14 protein-coding genes are annotated in these 22,298 nt (G+C 61.6%); 8 read left to right on the top strand and 6 right to left on the bottom strand.

Annotated features, from left to right (window positions below):
* Positions 1 to 181 precede the first annotated feature (181 nt).
* Positions 182 to 2,656 carry an FUSC family protein gene (locus AXG89_RS11190; protein WP_062169711.1) on the top strand — a complete coding sequence of 825 codons (2,475 nt, stop codon included), beginning with the start codon at positions 182 to 184 and terminating at the stop codon, positions 2,654 to 2,656.
* 19 nt (positions 2,657 to 2,675) lie between these two features.
* Here AXG89_RS11190 and AXG89_RS11185 read toward each other — a convergent pair whose 3' ends face one another.
* Positions 2,676 to 2,885, bottom strand: a complete 210-nt coding sequence (locus AXG89_RS11185; protein WP_061999011.1) for a hypothetical protein — start codon at positions 2,883 to 2,885, stop codon at positions 2,676 to 2,678.
* Positions 2,886 to 3,007: 122 nt separating this feature from the next.
* Positions 3,008 to 3,484, bottom strand: a complete 477-nt coding sequence (locus tag AXG89_RS11180; protein WP_061999010.1) for an Lrp/AsnC family transcriptional regulator — start codon at positions 3,482 to 3,484, stop codon at positions 3,008 to 3,010.
* A gap of 156 nt (positions 3,485 to 3,640) precedes the next feature.
* Between AXG89_RS11180 and AXG89_RS11175 the strand changes: the two genes are divergently transcribed.
* Positions 3,641 to 4,198: a cysteine dioxygenase family protein gene (locus AXG89_RS11175; RefSeq protein ID WP_062169709.1), complete on the top strand. Its 558-nt coding sequence runs from the start codon at positions 3,641 to 3,643 to the stop codon at positions 4,196 to 4,198.
* A gap of 3 nt (positions 4,199 to 4,201) precedes the next feature.
* On the opposite strand, the gene AXG89_RS11170 is transcribed toward AXG89_RS11175, so the two are convergent.
* Together AXG89_RS11170 and AXG89_RS11165 are read right to left on the bottom strand one after the other, a co-directional pair.
* Positions 4,202 to 6,778, bottom strand: a complete 2,577-nt coding sequence (locus tag AXG89_RS11170; RefSeq protein ID WP_082771399.1) for a mechanosensitive ion channel family protein — start codon at positions 6,776 to 6,778, stop codon at positions 4,202 to 4,204.
* 126 nt (positions 6,779 to 6,904) lie between these two features.
* Positions 6,905 to 7,408, bottom strand: a complete 504-nt coding sequence (locus AXG89_RS11165) for a hypothetical protein (protein WP_062169707.1) — start codon at positions 7,406 to 7,408, stop codon at positions 6,905 to 6,907.
* A gap of 286 nt (positions 7,409 to 7,694) precedes the next feature.
* Between AXG89_RS11165 and AXG89_RS11160 the strand changes: the two genes are divergently transcribed.
* The 6 genes from AXG89_RS11160 to AXG89_RS11135 all read left to right on the top strand — a co-directional run bounded on the left by AXG89_RS11160 (position 7,695) and on the right by AXG89_RS11135 (position 18,522).
* Positions 7,695 to 8,000 carry a hypothetical protein gene (locus AXG89_RS11160; protein ID WP_061999007.1) on the top strand — a complete coding sequence of 102 codons (306 nt, stop codon included), beginning with the start codon at positions 7,695 to 7,697 and terminating at the stop codon, positions 7,998 to 8,000.
* A gap of 609 nt (positions 8,001 to 8,609) precedes the next feature.
* A complete protein-coding gene (locus AXG89_RS11155) occupies positions 8,610 to 9,440 on the top strand; it encodes an IclR family transcriptional regulator (protein ID WP_062169705.1) in 831 nt (276 codons plus the stop codon).
* Between the two features lie 505 nt (positions 9,441 to 9,945).
* Complete coding sequence (locus AXG89_RS11150) at positions 9,946 to 11,313, top strand: MdtA/MuxA family multidrug efflux RND transporter periplasmic adaptor subunit (protein ID WP_082771398.1); 1,368 nt, start codon at positions 9,946 to 9,948, stop codon at positions 11,311 to 11,313.
* A gap of 33 nt (positions 11,314 to 11,346) precedes the next feature.
* Entirely contained in the window at positions 11,347 to 14,466 is a 3,120-nt protein-coding gene (locus AXG89_RS11145; RefSeq protein WP_062169703.1) for an MdtB/MuxB family multidrug efflux RND transporter permease subunit, read from the top strand.
* A gap of 4 nt (positions 14,467 to 14,470) precedes the next feature.
* A complete protein-coding gene (locus AXG89_RS11140) occupies positions 14,471 to 17,779 on the top strand; it encodes an efflux RND transporter permease subunit (RefSeq protein ID WP_062169701.1) in 3,309 nt (1,102 codons plus the stop codon).
* 86 nt (positions 17,780 to 17,865) lie between these two features.
* The gene (locus AXG89_RS11135; protein WP_062169699.1) at positions 17,866 to 18,522 is read left to right on the top strand and encodes an SDR family oxidoreductase; all 657 of its coding nucleotides are present in this window, start codon (positions 17,866 to 17,868) and stop codon (positions 18,520 to 18,522) included.
* Here AXG89_RS11135 and kdpE read toward each other — a convergent pair.
* Positions 18,498 to 19,196 carry a two-component system response regulator KdpE gene (gene kdpE, locus AXG89_RS11130; protein ID WP_061999002.1) on the bottom strand — a complete coding sequence of 233 codons (699 nt, stop codon included), beginning with the start codon at positions 19,194 to 19,196 and terminating at the stop codon, positions 18,498 to 18,500. The two genes, AXG89_RS11135 and kdpE, sit on opposite strands and share 25 nt — an antisense overlap.
* Positions 19,193 to 22,024, bottom strand: a complete 2,832-nt coding sequence (locus AXG89_RS11125; protein WP_062169697.1) for a sensor histidine kinase — start codon at positions 22,022 to 22,024, stop codon at positions 19,193 to 19,195. Before AXG89_RS11125 ends, kdpE begins: the two co-directional genes overlap by 4 nt.
* Between the last annotated feature and the right edge of the window lie 274 nt (positions 22,025 to 22,298).

Below are 22,298 nucleotides of genomic sequence, written 5' to 3'. Positions count from 1 at the left end.
AAAAGCCAGGGACGTGTCGCGAGGTGAAACGACAGGATAGCAAAGGCCGTTCTCCACGGCGATTAGGCCGAACGGCCTACGTTTCGGCGCCGTCGAGTTGGGTTAGACTCGGAGCCACAATGATAGGCGGGGCCGAACGCCTCACAGGCAAACGGGACCACGCCGGGAAATTAGGAAGTCGATGCGTTACTCGCTAGAAATCAGAAAATTCATTTATAGCCAGTACTTCTTCGGCGGCTTGCGCATTGCGCTCGGCGTCTCGCTGCCTGCCGTCCTGATGCTGACCATTTTTCACAATCGTGAACTTGGCTTCACGATAGCGACCGGCGCATTGGGCGCGTGCGTGGTCGATATGCCGGGGCCGCTGAAGTACAAGCACAACGAGATGCTGGCTTGCACGGTGATCGGGTTTTTGTCGGCGCTTGCAACCGGGATTGCGAGCGCGAATGTGGTGACGTTGTGGCTGACCGTCGTGCCGCTCACGTTCGTGCTGTCGCTGATCGTGGTGTACGGCAATCGCTGGCCGCAAATCAGCTTCGCCACGCTCTTCATGATGATCGTGACGCTGGAAGAGCATTTCACCCCCATGCAGGCGCTCGTTTATGCATCGTGGATTCTGCTCGGCGGCCTCTGGTACACCTATTGGGCAACGTTCGTCAGCCGCTGGATGGTCTATCGGATCGAACGCCAGGCGCTTGCCGAAAGTGTCTTCAGTTGCGCCGAGTATCTGCTCGCGCGTTCCGAGTTCTACGATCTCGATACGAATATCGACGAATGTTATAGAAAGCTGATCGAAAAGCAGATTCAGGCGGTTGAACGTCAGGACGCGGCGCGTGACATCGTGCTGCGCAACCTGCCCAAGCTGAGGAGCGGCAAACTCGATCCGCGCCGCGCGATGCTCTTCAACCTGTTCATCAACGCGGTGGATCTGCATGAGATGTTCGTCGGCGCGCACACGGACTATCCGCTCGTGCGCAACACTTTCGGCGGCGCGGACATCCTGATCTTCTATCGGGATCTGATGCGAAAGTCTGCGCTCGATCTCGAAGACATTGGTCTGGCCGTGCTGCAGAATCGACCGGCGCGTCCGAAGATCAACGTGAAAGCGGAGTTGCGCGCGATCGAATACGAACTCGATCAGATGCGCAAACATGAAGTCCCGCAGAAGAACCCCGAGGCGTATTCGGCAGTGTCGTCGGCGTTCAGGCGGTTATGGAGCGCGACTCGTCTCATCGATAAAATGCGGCGCCAGACGCGGCACGATCCGAGCATCACGGAAACAGAAATACGGGTCGATCCGAAACTGTCGCGGTTTGTGTCGAGCCGGCGCGTGCCGTTCATGCAGATTTTTTCCAATCTGACCATGTCGTCGCCGAGCTTTCGCCATGCGCTGCGGGTGACGATCGCGGTCGGTATCGGCTTCTGGCTCGGACGCTTGTTGCCCCTGACCAACGCGTACTGGATCGTGATGACCACCGTCATCATTCTCAAGCCGGGCTACTCGCTCACCAAGCAGCGCAACGTGCAGCGGATCATCGGCACGGCCATAGGCTGTACGGCATGTGTCGGGCTGATTTTCGTGGTGAAGGATCCGCATGTGCTGCTCGTGGCCATGTTCGCCTGCATGGTGATGAGCTATAGCCTGCTGCTTTTCAATTACACGGCGAGCGTCGTTTTCACGTCGGCGTATGTGTTGCTGATGCTGCATTTGCTCGCACCAGGCGGGATGCGCCTGATTGGCGAACGGGCAATCGATACCGCCGTGGGTTGCGCCATCGCCATTGCCGCGAGCCATCTGTTCCCGTACTGGGAATACCGGCTGATGGGCAAGCAAGTGCACGACATGATCGGCGCAATGCGCAACTACCTCGAAGCGAGCTGGTGGTGGACGGGCAAGCCCGCGACGCAACCCGAAGCGAAGACCGCGACAAACCCCAATCTTTTCGCCGATGCCAATGCGGCGACTGCCGAAGCGGCAACAATGGCGCTCGCAAAGGCAGAACCGCCCGCTTCGGCGCCGGAAGCCGAGAGTGTGTCAATGGTTGCGACCACGAGCGAAGCCGCGAGCGCAGCCGGTGCAACCAAGACCAAACCGGTTTCCGGCGAAAGCTCCGCGGCGACTGCTCAGTCGGGCGCATCGGCGGCCGCCGCCGAAGCCGCATCGGCCCTGGACAGCGATTTCAAATACCGCCTCGCACGCAAGAACGTGCATATCGCTTTTGCGAATCTCGGCCAGGCGTTTCAGCGCATGATGCTCGAGCCCAAAGCGCAGCAGAAGTTCGTTCCCGAACTCAACGACCTTCTAGTGCGCAGCCACGTGCTCGCGTCCCAGATCACGGCTGCTGGTCCCTTGCTGCAGTCCGTTGGAAAGTCCGCCGCGGGTCACGCCGCGCAACCCGTTCAACGCGCGCTGACCGTGATTCGTGACAATCTGACGCAGGCGCAAGAAGGCGTGCCCGCGCCCGACGATCAAGCCGAGCAATCGAAGCAACTCACGGTCGAACTGGATTCGATGGTGGTGGGCGCCGAGCGCGCAGAAGATATTCCGTTCGACGCCGTGCAGGACCTGAAGCTGCTCGCGCATCAGTGCAAGCAGATGCTGACGGCGTCGTTCCTGATCCGCAAGGACGCGAGCCTCATCAACTTGCCGGAATGAATGAGGCGCGAGTGCCGCGTTATTGCGAAGCGCCCGTGGCAGGCACGGCGGGCACCGTTGTGCCGGATGCCGGCGTCGCGTTTTCATGCTCGTAGTCGCGCTTTTCGCGAATCGCGTTGAAAAATAGCGTTCCGATCACAAGCAGCACCACGACCACAATAAGAATACTGATCGCGAAAGTGGGATTCTTGCTGCGCGTCGGAGCCTGTTTGCGGCGGTCATCGGTCATGAAAATCGAGGCTCTTTTAAGATTGGATGAAGCGCAAGATCTTACTCGACGCTGATTTCAGATGGATTGCGGGGTTTCACTCCGAGAAACACGCAAGACACGGTCCCCATTCGGGCCGACGGCTAATTCGCTGTCACACCGACCGGCGGCCTGACTGGCAGCGCCGTGGAATATTTGATCTGTTCCATCGCGAAACTCGAACTCACGTCGTACAACGGAATGGCGCGAATGAGCGATTTGTACACACGGTCGTAATCGTCGATATCCGACACCACCACGCGCATCAGGTAGTCCGTTTCCCCGCTCATCCTGTACACCTCGACCACTTCGGGGATATCCCGCACGGCACGTGTGAACTCGTCCGCCCAGTCCTGCGTGTGCTGGTTCGTCTTCACGGCGACAAACACCGTGGTCCCCACACCGAGCTTGCGTGGATCGCACAGGGCGACCTGCGCGCGTATCACGCCGGCTTCCTTGAGGCGCTGAACGCGTTTCCAGCACGGCGTCTGCGAAAGATTGACCCGCGTCGCCAGTTCGGCAATGGGCATCGTGACATCTTCCTGTAGCAGTTCCAACAGCTTCCGATCGATAAGGTCCATGCCCACGCCGCCCCTTGTAGGAAATTATTCTACTTTCGCGCTAATTCACGAAATTATATGGAAACTTCTTCCACAAGCAAACCGGTATAAATGAGCTATCGAAGAACGCAAATTCGCTGCCCTTTTGCGGACCAAAGCTGACCATAAAAGCTCGCCATGACCCTGATCCTCGACACCGTTGAAGCCCTGGACACCCAACTTTCGCTCGCCCGGTTGTCCCATGCAATCGATGCCGCGTGCTGCCTGGACCCGGCATCGCCAGGCTTCACGCTGGGTGTCCGGGCCGCACTGGCCGGTTTGGCCGCTGAACCGGGGCTGCTATCCAACGCACAGCGCGAATCCAGCGCCGATGGCTACAGGCGGCACCTGTTGCTCGAGGATCCACTTGGCCGCTACGCCGTGGCGGCTCTTGTGTGGCGGCCCGGCCAGATGAGTCCGGTCCACGGGCACCATACGTGGTGTGCTTACACGGTAATCGAAGGGACGCTGAGCGAAACACTGTTTTCCTTTGACGCCGATACCCATCGCGCGGTCGAAATCCGCCAGCACGAGCGCGTTTGCGGCGCCGTTTCGGTGGTGGGCGCGGGACGCGCCGCGATCCACCGCCTCGGTAACGCATCAGCAGCGCGGAAAACCGCTGTCTCCATTCATGTCTACGGCGTGACGGGTGCGCAAATATCGACGCACGTGAACGATCTCGTGCAAGCCGCCTGACAGCTACGCTTTCCCCGGCGCCGCTGCAGTCGGAATCTGCGGCGGAATTTGCACGGATTGATCCGTAGCCGGCGGCGCGGGCTGCGGATCATGCGAGATATCGCGCGCCTCCGACGCGGCGCTGCGCGCAGCCGGGGACACGGGCGACATCGGCGAGGGGTCCTTCACCTCGTCGAGATCGTCCCAAGGCGCGTCCTTGCCCGATGATTCCTTCGATACCCGCAACTGCATTTGCGGCACCGGAACGTCCATCCCGACCTCGTCCATCTTCCGTTTGACCCTGACGTTGAACGCCCGGGCGACGCTCCACTGCTTCAACGGCAGCGTCTTGATCTGCCCTTTCACCACCATCCAGTTCGGATCGAAACGGTCGAGCCCCCACACTTCGATTGGCCCGAGCATCTCGCGCCGGTAGCGGAAATCCGCTTTCAGTTCGGCGCCCACTTCCCGGATCATCTGCGTGACATGGTCGACGTCGGCCGAGAACGGCACGCGCACTTCGAACACGGCGTAGGCGAAATCACGCGACAGGTTCTTAACGATCTTGATCTGCGAGAACGGAATCGCGTGAATGGCGCCCTGCCCGTCGCGCAAACGCACCGTCCGAATGGTCAGCGTCTCGACCACGCCTGCGTGGCCCCCATCGACTTCGATGGAATCGCCTACCGAAATCGTGTCCTCGATAATGATGAAAAGCCCCGTGATCAGATCGGCCACCAGCGACTGGGCGCCAAAACCCACCGCCAGGCCAATCACGCCCGCACCCGCAAGCAGCGGCGTCACGTTCAGCCCAAGATTTGCTGCCGTCACAATGGCGGCGGTGGTCAGGAGCGCCACGAACACCACGTTGCGGATCAGCGGCAGCATGGTGCGCGCGCGCATGCTCGGCCCGCGCCCCTTGCCGCGCGGCGCGTTCGGATTGAGCGCCTCCTGGATTCCCGTATCGATGATGATCCACACCAGCCACGAGACGAAAATGGTCAGCAGGATTGCACTGACCGCGTGCGTGATGCCGCGTGCGGCGACGCTTTCCTCCGCGAGATTCGCGAGCGAAAAACCCCAGAGATGCGACCAGAGCTCAAGAAACCCGAGCCAGATAAAAAGCACCAGCAGCCGGCCGAAGTACCTGACGAGCCGCCGCACATAAGCGGACTGCCGGCGGGTCTTGCGCTCCGGCAGCTTCGTGACGTGCAGCACGATCGCGCTGAGAAACAGGCCGATGACAAGCAGCCCGGCGCTGGCAATATCGAGTTGCAGCACATTTTCCGACGTACCGATCCCCGCCAGCGTCCCGATCACGGACACGGCAACAAGGAGCAGCATGGGCAAATGCCATAACGAGCCGAACACTTCGAACGTTTCGGTCGCGGCCTTGTGGCGGCTGCGCTGCTCGTAGGAACGGCTGCGAATCAGATGGGCCACGGGCCGCTGGAACGCGAGCGCAAAGTAGCCGGTGAGGATAGCGGCGCACATGTTTGCGATGGTCGATATCAGCGCCGACAAGTTCGTTCCGAGCTGCTGGGCCACGTCATAGTTGGCGGCGGCGTCCCCGAGCGCGCCAAGCGTGCCGATCACGAACAGCAGGCGGCGCGCATGGACGATCAGCACGTTCACCGCCACCCGCCGGTGCGCCGAACCAAACAGCGAAAACATGATCAGGCAGATCGACGAGAAAATCGCGCCCGCGACGATCGCGTAGGCCGTCACCATCGCAAGCGTCCGGCCGAGCGATACCGGCATCATCCGCACGAACGTCAACGCCGCGACAAACGCGAACAAATAGGGCCCGACTCGGCGCAGTGTGAAAATCAGCAGTTCGCGGGTGCTCGGATTCGGATGCAGCCCGAAATGAATCTTGAAACGGGCATGGAGGCGTCTTTGAAGGTAGACGAGCAGGAAAGCGCATGCGCCCCAACCGGCAAGCGTGAGGAAAAAGTTGAGCAAGGTGCGGCCGAACGGTTCGCGGCTCTGCCCCGAGGCGATGGTGTACAACTCGTTGCCCGCGGCGTTCAGACGGCCGCCCCAGTAGTTGAGCGGCGTGTGCCCGCGGCTGATATCGGCTTCGATGTTCGACAGACCCGACGCAATTGCCCCCAGCAGCCCGGTCTTCGGCGTGATCGCCGCGACGACGGAGGACGCCGCCGACGTAGAACTTGCCGGCGGCGCCTCGGCCGCCGCGCTCGCTGCTGATGCGGAATCATCCGCAGACGTCGCGCTGGCTGTGACGGGTGGCAGCGTGCCCGATTCGGCATCGCGCTTCGCGTCACGCAGCTTCTTCAGTTGGGCGACAAGCGCCGTGCGCTGGCGGTCGCTGTCGAGTGCGGAGATCACCGTGTCGAGCGAGCGTGTCAGGTCGGCGTTGGTCGCGGCACTCGCAGGCGTATCCGACGCCCCGGTTGTGAACGCGGGGACAGCCGCTGCGTCCGAAGCGGCTGGCGGGCTGACCAGTTCCTGAAATGACGGCAGTGCAAGCGCTGGCGGCGCCGCGTGCGCGTCGGGAGAAAAACCGGTCATGGCGGCGAAAAACATCGCAGCAAAGACCAGCGCGCCAGCGAGCGCCCGGATTCGGCTTGGCTTCATGGCGGTGTGGAAGATGTAAAAGACCGCCAGTTTAGCCGTTGTCCCGAAATTATCTTTAGACGAAACGGTCAGGTGCGTAACGAAATGTAGCCGGGAAAAACCAGTAGCCGCGCCGCTCGCTCCAGCTTATTTATCCATGTCGGCGCGCGCGTTGCCCGGATCTGATGAAGCCGACGGTGCTCCTGAACCGGCCGCGCCGGTGCCGGACACCCCACTCGCCGCCCCTTGGGAACCAGGCGTAGCGCTTGCCGACCACCCTTGCAGCTTGCGTCCGGCCGTCTGCAAACCGGCTCCAGTATCGCTCGCCACGTTCGCGATGGCCGCATTCGTTGCGCTCGCGGCCCCGTCCAGATTGGCGCGGGCCGTGGCCGCTACGCCGCTCGCCGACAAATCCGGCAGGGTTCCCGCCGACTCGACATTCTGCTGTGCGGACTGCTTGACCGAGTCGACGTGCTGTCCGACATAGTTGGCGGCCTGGTCGAATTTCTGGCCCGCCTGACTCGCGACGTTGTTCAGCGCACCCATGGCCTGCCCGGCCGCGGCGTCGTGTTTTTCGCAAGCAGCAAGAAAGCCGATCACGATCACTGCGCTCGCCAGTCGGTTCATTCCTTTCGTTCGCAACTTGTTCATTTCTCGTCTTCCTTGCCCGGTGTGCGTGTCGCCGCACGCCAGAAGTCCATTCCTGAGTTCAATCGATTGCACCATACAAATGATAACTGCCGAAGCCCGCCGCCTCTATTTCGGAGCGCGACGTTATCCGTTGCGCCTAATCTTCAGCATTCAAAACAGCCCTTTCACGGGGCGACCGATCCGGAGTGTTAACAATCCGACCTCCTTTCAGACCCTTCTGATTCAATTCGTGAGTGACCCTTCTTATAGTGCGGACCATCCTTGATTTCTACATTGAAGTGTCGTCATGATTCTCATGAACTTGCTGGTCGCATTTGTCGCGGGACTGATCCTGTTTGAGCCCTTCACGCGCGCGCCGGTCTCGCGATCCGTTCGATTTACCGGGCATCGCAATCGCGCGAAACGCGCGTTCTTTCAGGCGGGCGCGGCGTTGCTGGCGGCACTGATCATAGCGACCAGCGAGCCGTCGCCTCAGTTGGTTTCCCCGCTCCTGGTCCTGAGCAGTTCGGTATTGCTCATGCTCGCGGGGATTTATTGGGCCTGGCGCGGGACGCGCCTGCTCAAACCGGGAAAGATGTTCTCGACGCATTGAGGCTATCGGTACGCGCGTTATGTGGGGTGCTACACATTTCTATTCGACGACTCCGATAAGAATCGACGCTTGGCGGGAGACATTGAGATGGAAGACGGCACTGTCTAGTTCACCTGAAATTACTAAACAAACCTTTCCGCGAGCGGAAAAACGTAAAAAATAGGATGCCGTACGGATTAGGATTACGCGGTCTGAGGTATATAGATCGGGTGTCATGGCGCTTCAGGCGGCGCGCTTAAGCGGGACAGGGGCGAAAAAAAAGGCGCTACGTTGCCGTAGCGCCTTAAAAGTTCTAGCCATTCCGAGGGCCGTGCTAGAACCTGAGAGCCGGTGATCAATTGGCTGGCGAGTCGTTGAAGCGTCTCTAACCAGTCTTTCGAAATCGGGTTCCATTTTTTACGTTAAGCGAAACCGAGTCAAGCGAAATTTCGGGGGGTGAGCGACTATCCAACGGTACGGTACACGGGTTTAATGACAAAAACGGGTTCAGCGAATGCATCCTATGGTCGCTGATTGGTACGATTCCGATAAGCGGGACGCCCGTCACCGGTCAGCATCAACGATCGGCAGCAAACGTCCTTCCCAACGAAACCAAGTTCCGAAAAATAAATGCACACAACTGAGAGCCGGCCAGCGAGCCGGGAAAAAGAAAAAGGGCGCGACGGAGAAGAAGTAGTTGCGTTGTCACGTGGACTGGATGTCTTGAGGCGAATTGCAGCGGCTGATGCACCGGTAAGCAACCGTGAGCTCGCAGAGTGGACAGGCATACCGAAGCCGACCATCTCGCGCCTGACAGCGACCCTGGTCAGCGCCAACCTGCTGTTTCAATTACCCGACAGTGAGCGGTTCGTGCTCACGGCATCAGTGCTCGAGCTAAGCAACGGATTCCTGCGCAACTTCGATATCCGGGCACGCGCACGGCCGTTTCTCATCGCGCTGGCTGACCGGACGACCTTGAGCGTTCATCTGGCTGTCCGCGACCGCCTGGACATGGTCGTCATCGATACTATCCGGCCACGCTCGGCGGTACTCGTGTCTCGACTGGAAGTGGGCGCGCGCATGGATCTCGGGCGGACCGCGGTCGGCCGGGCGTACCTGGCTGCGTTGGGCGAGGCTGACCGCGACAGTCTGGTCGAAAGCCTGCGCATTGCGTCGGGCGATGACTGGCCGAGCATCGACAGCGGTTTGAAGACCGGACTCGAAGACGCCTTGCGCCGCGGGTTTGCCATGTCGACCGGCGAGTGGCATCACGGGCTGAATGCAGTCGCGGCCGGTTTTGTCGGTCCGTCCGGCCAGCGTTACGCGGTGAACTGCGGTGGCGCCGAATATCAGGCGCCCCTTGACGTGCTGCTCGAAACGGTAGCGCCGGCGTTGCTTGACTGTGTCGCAAGAATCACCAATGAGATCGGTGGCACGCCGACTGCGCGCCTGAGCGAGTAAAGCCTTGCTTGTGCCGATGCTGCGCCGGTCGTAGTGGCGCAGCATCGATCATTTCGGTTTCCTGTCGGGCGCTCGTCTCGACAAAAGCTTTCATTACCATTTCAAGACGTGCCTTCGTTGCACGCCCTTGCGGCCCACAGCGCAGTTTCCAGCATAGCGTTCATCGCCCGATGCTCTCCTGCAGCACGAGCAAGGTCCTGTAACGCTCGTAATCAATCGAAAGAAAGATAACTGGACTGCAAGGAAGCGCGGGACGTAGCATCATGCTTCGCGCGCCCGGCCACCGCTTAAAAGCTATCATTCGACGCTTCGTGCAACCGCTTTGGACGCCACAACGCCCATGCCCGGCCTCACGCGGGTCGCCGCCACGGCGTCAAAACCGGCCCGTTCAAGGCCTGCTTTCGACCGTCAGTGCGAGCGCTCGGCAAGGCCGCGCGGCCGCGCATCAAGACACTGCTTCAAGAAACCTTTTCCGAGCCCACCGACTCACCGAGCCACTGAAACGATGGACGAACAAAAAAACCACTCAACGCCACCGCCTCATACTGAACCGCGTTCGCCCATCTCCCAGGCTTCCACACCCCGTCCACCCGCTTCACGCCCCCGCAGCCGCAAGTTGTTGTGGATCGTGGTGCTGGTGCTGGTCTTGATTGGCTTGTTCGCGTGGCATCCGTGGAACCGGGGCAGCCCGGACAACGCGCCGCAAGCGCGGCAGGGAGGCGGCAGGCGTGGTGGTGGCCCCGGCATGGGCGCGCAGCCCCAGCCGGTGCATGTCGCAAACGTGACACAAGGTGAAATGCCGGTGGTGATCAACTCGCTCGGGACGGTCACGCCGCTGGCGTCGGTGATCGTCAAAACGCAGATCAACGGCACGCTGCAGGAAGTCGCGTTCCGTGAAGGCCAGATGGTCAAAAAGGGCGATCTGCTCGCACAAGTCGACCCGCGTCCCTACGAGATTTCGCTGCGCAACGCGCAGGGCACGCTCGCGAAGGACCAGGCGTTGCTCCAAACCGCCCGGCTCGATCTGCAGCGCTACAAGGTGCTGCTATCGCAGGATTCCATCGCGAGTCAGCAGGTGGATACGCAGGCCTCGCTCGTGCAACAGCTCGAAGGGACGGTCAAGTCCGACCAGGCGAACGTGGACACATACAAGCTCGACCTCAATTACGCGCGCATCACGGCGCCGGTATCGGGCCGCGTCGGCTTGCGGCAAGTGGATCCAGGCAACTACGTGACCACCGGCGACGCAAACGGCGTGGTCGTCATCACGCAGCTCCAGCCTATCAGCGTGATCTTCACGACGTCCGAGGACAACCTGACCGCCATCCTGAAGCCGCTTCATGCGGGCTCGAAGATGTCGGTGACCGCTTACGACCGGGCCAATACAACGTCGCTGGAAAGCGGTTACCTCGAAACGGTCGACAACCAGATCGACACCACCACCGGCACCGTCAAGCTTCGCGCGACCTTCGACAATAAGGAATCGCTGCTGTTTCCAAATCAGTTCGTGAATACGAAGCTGCTCGTCGATGTCATCAAGGACGCGACCATCGTTCCGACGCCCGCGGTGCTCAACGGGTCATCGGGCGCATTTGTGTATGTGGTCAAGCCGGACAACACGGTGACGGTGCGCAATGTGAAGATCGGCCCGGTGGATGGCGAGCGCACCAGCATCAGGACAGGTCTGCAGGTGGGCGAACGCGTGGTGATCGACGGGTCGGACCGGCTGAAGGAAGGCGCGAAGATCACCATTCCGGCCGATGCACCGAAAGGCGCGTCAGGTGCATCAGGTGCAGCGACGGCGTCGGGGGCATCGGGCGCGCATGGCGCTTCCGGCGCGCATCATGGCCGTCACCGCCCGCAGCCGCAATAACGCATTGATGCTCCCTAACCGCACCGATACCGCATGAATCCATCGCGTCCCTTTATTCTGCGTCCGGTCGGCACGGCGCTGCTGATGGCGGCGATCATGCTGGTCGGCCTCGTTGCGCTGCGCTTCCTGCCGCTGTCCGCACTGCCGGCTGTCGACTATCCGACCATCCAGGTGCAGACGTTCTACCCGGGCGCATCGCCGGATGTAATGACCACGTCGGTGACGGCGCCGCTCGAGAAACAGTTCGGGCAGATGGCGAGCCTGAACCAGATGTCGTCGCAGAGTTCCGCGGGCGCCTCGGTCATCACGCTGCAATTCAGTCTCGACTTGCCGCTCGATATCGCCGAGCAGGAAGTGCAGGCCGCAATCAACGCAGCGGGCAATCTGCTGCCGTCCGACCTCCCCGCGCCACCGATCTACGCGAAGGTGAATCCCGCCGACGCTCCGATCATCACGCTCGCGATCAGCTCGAAGACCCTGCCGCTCACGCAAGTCCAGGATCTCGCCGATACCCGTCTCGCGCAGAAGATCTCGCAAGTCGCAGGCGTGGGTCTGGTCTCGGTCAGCGGCGGCAACCGGCCCGCCGTGCGAATCCAGGCGAACACGCGCGCTCTGGCGTCGTACGGATTGAATATCGACGACTTGCGCACGACCATTGCGAACCTGAACGTCAATACGCCGAAGGGCAATTTCGATGGCCCGTCGCGCGCCTACACCATCAACGCGAACGACCAGCTCACCGATGCCAACGCCTACCAGAGCGCGGTCATCGCGTACAGGAACGGCCGGCCGGTGATGCTGACGGACGTGGCCACCGTGGTGTCGGGTCCGGAAAACACGAAGCTCGGCGCATGGGTGGACAACACGCCGGCCATCATCTTGAACGTGCAGCGCCAGCCGGGCGCGAACGTGATCGCGGTCGTCGACGGTATCAAGAAGATCCTGCCGCAGTTGCAAGCGGCGTTGCCCGCCGCGCTCGACGTGCGCATTGTCACCGACCGCACCACGACCATCCGCGCGTCCGTGCGCGACGTGCAGTTCGAACTGGCGCTTTCCGTGGTGCTGGTCGTGCTCGTGATCTACCTGTTCCTCGCGAACATCTGGGCCACGCTGATTCCAAGCTTGTCGGTGCCAGTGTCGCTGATCGGTACGCTTGCCGTCATGTACCTGTGCGGTTTCTCGCTCGATAACCTCTCGCTGATGGCGTTGACCATTGCGACCGGCTTCGTGGTCGATGACGCCATCGTCATGATCGAAAATATCGCCCGCTACGTGGAAGAAGGCGAAGGACCGCTCGAAGCCGCGCTGAAGGGCTCGAAGCAGATCGGCTTCACGATCATCTCGCTGACGGTTTCGCTGATCGCGGTGCTGATCCCGCTGCTTTTCATGGGCGATGTCGTCGGCCGCCTGTTCCATGAGTTCGCAATCACGCTGGCCGTGACCATCGTGATTTCGGCAATCGTGTCGCTGACACTCGTGCCCATGTTGTGCGCGAAACTGCTGCGCCATACGCCGCCGACCGAGACGCACCGGTTCTCGGCGCGGGCGCATCAGTTCATCGATTACGTGATTGGACGGTATGCCGTCGCGCTTACGTGGGTGCTCGACCGGCAGCGCTCCACGCTGGTCGTCGCGCTGCTCACGCTCGTGTTCACTGCCCTGCTCTATATCTGGATTCCGAAGGGATTCTTTCCGATCCAGGATACAGGCGTGATCCAGGCGATCACGCAGGCGCCGCAAGCCGCTTCGTATCAGGCGGTGGCACAGCAGCAGCAGGCGCTCGCCGCGCAGATCCTGAAGAACCCGGACGTCGAAAGCCTGACGTCGTTCATTGGAGTGGACGGCACCAACATCACGCTGAACAGCGGCCGGATGCTGATCAACCTCACGCCGCGCGACGACCGCAGCAGCACGTCGAGCGACGTGATCCGCAACCTGCAGCAGGATGTGGCGAACATTCCCGGCATCCGGCTTTATATGCAGCCGGTGCAGGACCTGACCATCGACTCCACGGTCAGCCCGACGCAATATCAGTTCATGCTGACCGATCCCAATTCGGCCGAGTTCGCCGAATGGGTGCCAAAGCTGACGGCACGTCTGCAGCAATCGCCGGAACTCGCCGATGTCGCCACCGACCTGCAGCAGAACGGGCAATCGGTGTATGTGGAAATCGATCGCTCGACGGCGGCGCGTTTCGGCATCACCCCTGCAACCGTTGACAACGCGCTCTACGATGCATTCGGCCAGCGCATCATCTCGACCATCTTCACGCAGTCCAACCAGTACCGCGTGATCCTCGAGAACGAACCAAGCGACGCGCATTACAGCGAAATCCTGAGCGGCATCTATCTGCCGTCATCGACGGCGTCGAACGGGCAAGTGCCCTTATCCGCAATTGCGACGTTCCACGAACGCGCCGCGCCGCTGCTCATCACTCACCTCGGCCAGTTCCCGGCGACCACGGTGTCGTTCAACCTCGCGCCCGGCGCGTCGCTCGGCGCGGCCGTGAAGGCCATCGAACAGGCGAAGCAGGACATCGGCCTGCCAGCGTCGTTCCAGATCCGCTTCCAGGGCGCCGCGCTCGCGTTCCAGGCATCGCTTTCGAACGAGCTGTTCCTGATCCTCGCCGCGATCGTCACCATGTATATCGTGCTCGGTGTGCTGTATGAGAGCTTCATCCATCCGATCACGATTCTCTCGACACTGCCCTCCGCCGGCGTCGGCGCGCTGCTCTCGCTGATGATCACGGGGCACGATCTCGACATCATCGGGATCATCGGCATTGTGTTGCTGATCGGGATTGTGAAGAAAAACGCCATCATGATGATCGACTTCGCGCTGGAGGCCGAGCGCGAGCAAGGCAAGACGCCGCGCGAAGCCATCTACCAGGCGTGCCTGCTGCGCTTCCGGCCCATCCTGATGACGACCATGGCCGCGCTTCTCGGTGCGTTGCCGCTGATGCTCGGCTGGGGCGCGGGTTCGGAACTCAGGCGGCCGCTGGGGATCGCTATCGTGGGTGGTTTGATCGTGTCGCAGGCGCTCACGCTGTTCACCACGCCGGTGATCTATCTCGGCTTCGATTCGCTCGGCCGCCGTGTGCGTGCGCGTTTTAACCGGAACGCGCCGCCTCGCCCCGCGGCGGACGTGGAGTAAGCGCATGAACCTGTCGCAACCGTTCATCGCGCGCCCGGTCGCCACCACGCTGCTGGCAATCGGCATTGCGCTCGCTGGCCTCTTCGCGTTCACCAAGCTGCCGGTCGCGCCGCTGCCGCAAGTCGATTTTCCGACCATTTCCGTGCAGGCGAGCTTGCCGGGCGCGAGTCCCGAAACGGTCGCGACCAGCGTGGCAAGCCCGCTGGAGCGTCACCTCGGTTCGATTGCGGACGTCACCGAAATGACGTCGCAGAGCTCGGTGGGCGCAGCGCGGATCACGTTGCAATTTGGCTTGAACCGCGACATCGATGGCGCCGCGCGCGACGTGCAGGCCGCCATCAACGCGGCGCGCGCCGATCTGCCGGCATCGTTGCGAAGCAATCCGACGTACCACAAGGTGAATCCCGCCGACGCGCCGATCCTGATCCTGGCGTTGTCCTCGCCGACCCGAACGGCCGGCTCACTCTACGATTCCGCCGCGACGGTGCTGCAACAGACATTGTCGACAGTGCCGGGCGTCGGCGAGGTCGATGTAAGCGGCTCGGCGAATCCCGCCGTGCGCGTGGAACTCGAACCGGGCGCGCTGTTTCACTACGGCATTGGCCTGGAAGACGTGCGTGCGGCGCTGGCATCGGCGAATGCGAACAGTCCCAAGGGCGCAATCGAGTTCAACGGCACGCACTTCCAGCTCTACACCAACGACCAGGCCACAAAGGCCGCGCAATATCGCGACCTTGTGGTGGCGTACCGCAACGGCGCGGCCGTGCATCTGAGCGACGTAGGCGAAGTGGTCGATTCGGTCGAAGACCTGCGCAATCTCGGCCTGATCAACGGCAAGCGCGCCGTGCTCGTGATCCTGTATCGCCAGCCGGGCGCGAATATCATCGATACCATCGATCGCGTGAAGGCCATGGTTCCGCAATTGCAGGCCGCCCTTCCCGCCGACATCGAGATCACGCCGACTGCCGACCGGTCGACCACGATCCGCTCGTCGCTGCACGACACGGAAGCCACGCTGATCATTGCGGTGGCGCTGGTCGTGATGGTCGTGTTCCTGTTCCTGCGCAACTGGCGCGCGACGCTGATTCCGAGCGTGGCCGTGCCCATATCGATTATCGGCACGTTTTCGGCCATGTATCTGCTCGGGTTCTCGCTCGATAACCTCTCGCTGATGGCGTTGACCATCGCGACCGGTTTCGTGGTCGATGACGCCATCGTTGTGCTCGAAAACATCTCGCGGCATATAGAAAACGGCGTGCCGCGCATGAAAGCCGCCATTCTCGGCGCGCAGGAAGTCGGGTTCACGGTGTTATCGATGAGCATTTCGCTTGTCGCCGTGTTCCTGCCGATTCTGCTGATGGGCGGCATTGTCGGGCGGCTGTTCCGGGAATTTGCGCTGACGCTGTCGCTGGCGATTGCCGTGTCGCTGGTCGTATCGCTGACTGTCACGCCCATGATGTGCGCGCGGCTCTTGCAGGAGCCGCACAACCAGAAGCCGCCGGGCCGTTTCTCGCGCTGGCTCGAACGCCAGTTCGACGCCATGCAGCGCGGATATGGACGCACGCTCGGCGTGGCGCTCGCGCATCCGCGAATCGTCTTGCTGGTGCTGATCGCGACAGTCGGGCTGAACGTTTATTTGTACATCATCGTGCCGAAGGGATTTTTCCCGCAGCAGGACACGGGGCGGATCGTCGGCGGAATTCAGGCTGACCAGAGCACGTCATTCCAGGCGATGAAGGGCAAGTTCTCCGACATGATGAAGATCGTGCAGGCCGATCCTGCGGTAGAAAGCGTCGCGGGTTTCACGGGTGGCCGGCAGACCAATTCGGGCTTCATGTTCATCTCGCTGAAACCCAAGAAAGAGCGCAAGGTTTCCGCCGATGCCGTGATCCAGCGCCTGCGTCCAGCGTTGTCCAACGTCGCGGGGGCCCGCACGTTCCTGCAGGCCGTTCAGGATATCCGCTCGGGCGGCCGGCAATCGAACGCGCAATACCAGTTCACGCTGCTCGCGGATTCCACGGCCGACCTCTACAAGTGGGGACCGAAACTCACCGACGCCCTGCTCGCCCGCCCCGAACTCGCCGACGTCAATTCCGACCAGCAGCAAGGCGGGCTGGAATCGTTCGTCACGTTCGACCGCGCAACCGCGGCGCGTTATGGCATCAAACCGGCGCAGATCGACAACACGCTTTACGATGCCTTCGGCCAGCGCCAGGTATCGACCATTTATAACGAGCTGAGCCAGTACCACGTGGTGATGGAACTCGCGCCGAAGTACTGGCAAGACCCGGAGATGCTCAAGCAGATCTACATCAGCACGTCGGGCGGGTCGGCGAACGGGGCGGCATCGACAAACGCGACGACCACCACGGCTTCCACTTCCGCGACCAGCGTCACCACGGCCGCCGATGCCTCGACGAGCGTGAACAGCGCGCTTGCGCTTGCGTCCATTCGCAACAGCGCGACCAATGCCATTGCGGCAAGCGGAAAGTCGAGTTCGTCGTCGGGCGCGGCGGTATCGACGTCGAAGGAAACCATGATCCCGCTCTCGTCCATCGCCAAGTTCGGGCCGGGGAATACGCCGCTTTCGGTCAATCACCAGAGCCAGTTCGTGGCGTCGACCATCTCGTTCAATTTGCCGCCGGGCAAGTCGCTGTCTGACGCAACTGCAGCAATCTACGAGACGATGGCGACCATCGGCGTGCCGGCCACGGTTCGCGGCAGTTTTGCGGGCACGGCGCAGCAGTTCCAGGATTCCACGAAGGACCAGCCGATCCTGATCCTGGCGGCGCTCGCAGCGGTGTATATCGTGCTGGGGATCCTTTACGAAAGCTACATCCACCCGATCACGATTCTCTCCACGCTGCCTTCGGCTGGTATCGGTGCATTGCTTGCACTGCTGCTGTTTCGCACCGAGTTCAGCATCATTGCGTTGATCGGCGTGATCCTGTTGATCGGGATTGTGAAGAAGAACGCCATCATGATGGTCGACTTCGCGATCCAGGCGCAGCGGCACGGGGCATCGACTTCCCGCGCGGCAATCGAGGAAGCATGCCTGCTGCGCTTTCGTCCGATCATGATGACCACCGCCGCCGCGTTGCTCGGCGCGTTGCCGCTGGCATTCGGAACGGGCGAAGGATCGGAAATGCGCGCCCCGCTCGGGATCGCAATCGTGGGTGGCCTGATCGTGAGCCAGTTGCTGACGCTTTACACCACACCGGTCGTTTATCTTTATATGGACCGGATCCGGATCTGGTCGGAGAATCGCCGGGCGCGCAGAGGTCCGCAACGACCGGCAAGCGTGACGGAATGAGACGCTTCAATAACAAGCCCTGAGCAGGATTCCCCAAAATGGCTTAACGTTTCCGTCTGCCCACCAATAGAAGGAGCGTTTCAGCGATGAAAGTCCTGCTCATCGGCGCAAATGGCCGCACCGGGCGTCACGTTGCCCGGCAACTGCGTGCCGCATCTCTTCCTTTCAAGGTACTGCTGCGCAAATCGACGCAACGCGGTGAGTTCGCGGCGCTCGGCGCGCAAATCGTGCTGGGCGATCTGACGCACGATTTCTCCCATGCCTTCGATGACGTCACGCACGTCGTTTACGCGGCGGGATCGGCGGAAAGCGAAGGCGTGAACGAGGAACGCGCGATCGACCGCGACGCCGTTCAACGCACGGCCGACTACGCCAAACGCCGCCGCACGCAGCAACTCGTGGTGATCAGCGCGATCTCGGCGTATTGGCCGGAATCAAGCACGCTCCAACTCAAGCACTACTCGAAGATGAAACGCGAAGCCGACGATTACGTGCAGGCAAGCGGCGTACCGTATGTCATCTTGCGTCCGGGGGCGCTATCCGATGAAACCGGCCGGGGCACGATCGCGCTCGCAACCGATCGCAACGCCAGTACGTTGCAGGTGTCACGCGACGACGTGGCGCGCGTGACAGTGGCGTGCATTACCCGCGGCGTGCGCGACGAGGTGATCGGTTTTGTCGGTGGCGACACGCCCATAGACGTGGCGCTCGACACCGTTCAGACCGCGCCGACCAGCCGGTAGCCCACGCCCGTCTCAGTCACGATGTGCTCGGGCTGGGCGGCGTCGCGTTCGAGCTTCTGCCGTAGATGCGCCATGTAGATGCGCAAATAGTGGTGGCTTTCCACATGTGAAGGCCCCCACACTTCGCGCAACAACTGACGATGCGTCAACACCCGGCCCGCATGCCGCACGAGCGTGGAAAGCAGCCTGTATTCGATCGGCGTGAGATGCACGGCCGCGCCTGCACGGGTCACCTGACGCAGGCCGAGATCGATGGACACTTCGCCGAATTTCACCAACGGCGATTCACTCGATGCCGCCTGGTTGCGCCGGCGCAAATGCGCGCGAATCCGCGCCATCAATTCCGATACGCCGAAGGGCTTGGTCAGGTAATCGTCCGCGCCAGCATCGAGCGCGGCGACCTTTTCTTCCTCTTGCGTACGCGCCGATAAAACGATCACCGGCAGCTCCGTCCAGCTCCGCAGCTCGCGTATCACATCGAGACCATCCGTATCCGGCAAACCAAGATCCACGATCAGCAGATCGGGCTTGCGCGTGGCCGCTTCCACCAGGCCTTGCTTGCCCGTTTCCGCTTCGTGCACGGTGATGCCTTCGGCCTCGAGCGACGCACGCACGAAGCGGCGAATCTGCTTTTCGTCCTCGATCAGCACGACGGTGACAGTAGGTTCGCTCATGCGCTTTTCGGGTCGGACTGAGGGAAATCGGCGAAGTCCTGTTCGACTTCATCGAAGAGAGAAGGGACGGGCGGCGCGGGCTCGACCGGCAGCGTGAACCAGAAGCGCGCGCCTTCTATTTGCGTTTCTCGAGCGGTCGCGCTCAGGCGATTGTCAGCGCCGATCGTACCACCGTGGGCCTCCACGATCGCGCGGCAGATCGAGAGCCCGAGGCCAATACCCGGCTTTGCCGACTCCTTCTCCCCACGCGTGAATTTCTCGAAGACGCGGTCTTCCATGTTCGCGGGAAGACCGGGCCCGTTATCGTCTATGTACACACGCACAAAGGGCTTTCCACCCGCGCTGACGTTCTGCGCGCCGATCACGAGTTTCGAGCCTGTCGGCGTGTACTTGGCAGCGTTCTCCAGCAGATTCGAGAAGAGCCGTTCCATCAGCACGGCATCGAGTTGCAGGAACGGCAGGTCGGCCGGCAAGCGGACGTCGACCGTACGGCCATCCAGCACTCGGCGACACGCGCGCAACGCGGCCCCGACCGTTTCTTCGAGCAACGACCATTGCAGGTTCAGGCGCAAGCCACCGGCTTGCAGCCGAGCCATATCGAGCAGGTTTGTCACGATACTCGTCATGCGCAGCGATTCGTCGTGAATCGCCGAGATCAACTCGACATTTGCCGGCGAACGGGCGTCGCCATGGGCTTGCGCCAGCATGGATGCAAATCCGACGATAGTTGTAAGCGGCGTGCGCAGATCGTGCGAGATTGCGGACAGCAGCGAGTTCCGAAGACGTTCGGACTCCATGCTGACAAGCGCATCACGGGCGATGTCCACGTAATGCACGCGTTCCAGCGCAAGCGCGATCTGCGCGGCGAACGCATCGAGCATGCGCTTCTGCTCGGGCACCTCGAGTTCACTGGCGTCGTGCGTCATCACCGCGAGCACGCCACGCGTTCGCATTGGCGCCTTCAGCGGCAAATAAAGCGCTGCGGCGGCCGGCAACGTATCGGTCCCTCGCCCGGCCGGCTTTTGCTGGTCGTAGACCCATTGGCCGACATCGAGATCAAGCGCACTTTCCTCGAGTAACAAGGCTGTGGCCGAAGGTTCCGAAGGGTCAAGTTTCTGGCGGACTTTATCGGCGGAATCGGGGAGCAAGATGGCGACTTTTGCGCGAAACACTTCGCTGACATGACGCATGCCGATACCCACGATCTGCTCGGTCGCGAGCGCCGCGCCGAGTTCACCCGCCATGGCATACATGGCGCCCGTGCGGCGTTCGCGTTTAGATGCAACGCGTGCTTCGCGCCGCAGACTCGACGTCAGGTGACTGATCACCAGCGAAGTCAACAACATGCCGGTAAAGGTCAGCAGATATTGCGTGTCCGTGACCGACAACGACATGCGCGGCGGCACAAAAAAGAAGTCGAAGGCGGCTACGCTCAGAAACGACAGAAGCACGCCCGGACCGCGCCCGATTCGCGCCGCCGTATAGATCACGCCGACCAGATATAGCATCACGAGATTGGTGAGATCGAAGCGGTCACGAATCTGGCTGGCAAGCACCGTGATGACTGCGCAGATGGCGACGGCGTACAGGTAGCCACGCGGCGCCGAGCGTTGCTCGCGGGCAGCGCCCAACGTGTCTCGCCATTCACCTCCGCCAGCTTTGTCTTTCTGCGTCAGCGCTGGGTTCTTCTCACCTTCGCGTGCGCGAATCAGCGTAAGGTCGAGGTCCCCTGCGCGCTCCGCCAGCCGCTCACCAAACGGCCGTTTTAGCCAGCGATCAAAACCACGTCGCGCCGACGCTCCTGCAACAAGCTTCGATGCATTGCGAGCCTGCGCATAACCAATCAGCGTAGCGACGGCATCCGCGCCAGCCAGCGTAACCGTCTCCGCGCCGAGTTCGGCCGCGAGCTTCAGCGCGGCGAGGGTGCGTTCGCGACGGGCATCGGACAGTTTTTGCAAGCGCGGTGTTTCGACGTACACCGCGATCCAGTCGGAACGCAGACTGGCAGCGAGCCGTGCCGCTGCGCGCACGAGTGTAGGCGCTTCCGGCCCGGGACCGATGCAGACCACCAGCCGTTCACGCGCCTGCCAGATGCGCTCGATAGACCGGTCCGCCCGATACTCACGCATCTGGGCATCGACGCGATCTGCCGTGCGCCGCAGCGCCAGTTCCCGTAGCGCGATCAGATTGCCCTTGCGGAAGAAATTGCGCACGGCATGTTCTGCCTGCTGCGGCATGTACACCTTGCCGTCACGCAGCCGTTCCAGCAGCTCTTCGGGCGGAAGGTCCACGAGCGTCACTTCGTCGGCCTGATCCAGCACGCGGTCAGGAACCGTCTCGAACACGCGGATCTGCGTGATCTGGCCGACGATGTCATTCAGGCTTTCCAGATGCTGGACGTTGACGGTGGTGTAGACATCGATACCCGCGTCGAGCAGCTCATGCACGTCCTGCCAGCGTTTCAGATGACGCGCGCCGGGGACGTTGGAATGCGCGAGTTCATCGACCAGAATCAGTTGCGGATGGCGCAGCAGGGCGGTGTCGAGATCGAAGTCCTGCAGCGAATGGCCGCGGTACGCGATCTGCGCAAGCGGCAGGTGTTCCAGGTCCTCGGTGAGCGCGGCGGTCTCGGTCCGGCCATGCGTTTCCACGATGCCGATAACCACATCGTCGCCCTGCTCCTTGCGCCGCCGCGCGGCAAGCAGCATGGCGTAGGTCTTCCCCACGCCGGCCGATGCGCCAAAAAATATCTTCAGCCGTCCGCGATGACGCTTTTCTTCTTCTCTTTGCAGCTTGTCCAGCAGCTCGTCTGGGTTCGGGCGATTCATTTTTCAGTGTTCAGGAGCGGTCGCATGCCTGGCGGGGACGAGCATATCGACGCGAAGACCCGGCGCGTCGGTATGCGACTGTCCCAGTATGCTTAACTGGGGCTGACTTGTATCCTCCGCCGTTTGGCCTAAGACGTCTGCATAGCCTGCGATGGCTCGAACATTAAGCGCGTTGGCATAAAGACCGGATCAAAGGTCGATGCGCGAGCATAAAAATTGTGTAAAGAAAGAGCGCGGCGCCAGCACCGTCCACACCCGGTCAGCGCCGCGCCGT

Source organism: Burkholderia sp. PAMC 26561, from assembly GCF_001557535.2.
In the GTDB taxonomy this organism is placed as follows: Bacteria; Pseudomonadota; Gammaproteobacteria; order Burkholderiales; family Burkholderiaceae; genus Caballeronia.
This window is presented reverse-complemented; position numbering and strand designations above follow the sequence as displayed.

What these genes read in the sequence shown, in the direction of transcription:
- AXG89_RS11125 (WP_062169697.1), bottom strand. Translation starts at nt 22,024, where the DNA reads ATGAATCGCCCGAACCCAGACGAGCTGCTGGACAAGCTGCAAAGAGAA.
- AXG89_RS11175 (WP_062169709.1), top strand. Translation starts at nt 3,641, where the DNA reads ATGACCCTGATCCTCGACACCGTTGAAGCCCTGGACACCCAACTTTCG.
- AXG89_RS11145 (WP_062169703.1), top strand. Translation starts at nt 11,347, where the DNA reads ATGAATCCATCGCGTCCCTTTATTCTGCGTCCGGTCGGCACGGCGCTG.
- AXG89_RS11155 (WP_062169705.1), top strand. Translation starts at nt 8,610, where the DNA reads ATGCACACAACTGAGAGCCGGCCAGCGAGCCGGGAAAAAGAAAAAGGG.
- AXG89_RS11170 (WP_082771399.1), bottom strand. Translation starts at nt 6,778, where the DNA reads ATGAAGCCAAGCCGAATCCGGGCGCTCGCTGGCGCGCTGGTCTTTGCT.
- kdpE (WP_061999002.1), bottom strand. Translation starts at nt 19,196, where the DNA reads ATGAGCGAACCTACTGTCACCGTCGTGCTGATCGAGGACGAAAAGCAG.
- AXG89_RS11180 (WP_061999010.1), bottom strand. Translation starts at nt 3,484, where the DNA reads ATGGACCTTATCGATCGGAAGCTGTTGGAACTGCTACAGGAAGATGTC.
- AXG89_RS11165 (WP_062169707.1), bottom strand. Translation starts at nt 7,408, where the DNA reads ATGAACAAGTTGCGAACGAAAGGAATGAACCGACTGGCGAGCGCAGTG.
- AXG89_RS11160 (WP_061999007.1), top strand. Translation starts at nt 7,695, where the DNA reads ATGATTCTCATGAACTTGCTGGTCGCATTTGTCGCGGGACTGATCCTG.
- AXG89_RS11185 (WP_061999011.1), bottom strand. Translation starts at nt 2,885, where the DNA reads ATGACCGATGACCGCCGCAAACAGGCTCCGACGCGCAGCAAGAATCCC.
- AXG89_RS11135 (WP_062169699.1), top strand. Translation starts at nt 17,866, where the DNA reads ATGAAAGTCCTGCTCATCGGCGCAAATGGCCGCACCGGGCGTCACGTT.
- AXG89_RS11140 (WP_062169701.1), top strand. Translation starts at nt 14,471, where the DNA reads ATGAACCTGTCGCAACCGTTCATCGCGCGCCCGGTCGCCACCACGCTG.
- AXG89_RS11150 (WP_082771398.1), top strand. Translation starts at nt 9,946, where the DNA reads ATGGACGAACAAAAAAACCACTCAACGCCACCGCCTCATACTGAACCG.
- AXG89_RS11190 (WP_062169711.1), top strand. Translation starts at nt 182, where the DNA reads ATGCGTTACTCGCTAGAAATCAGAAAATTCATTTATAGCCAGTACTTC.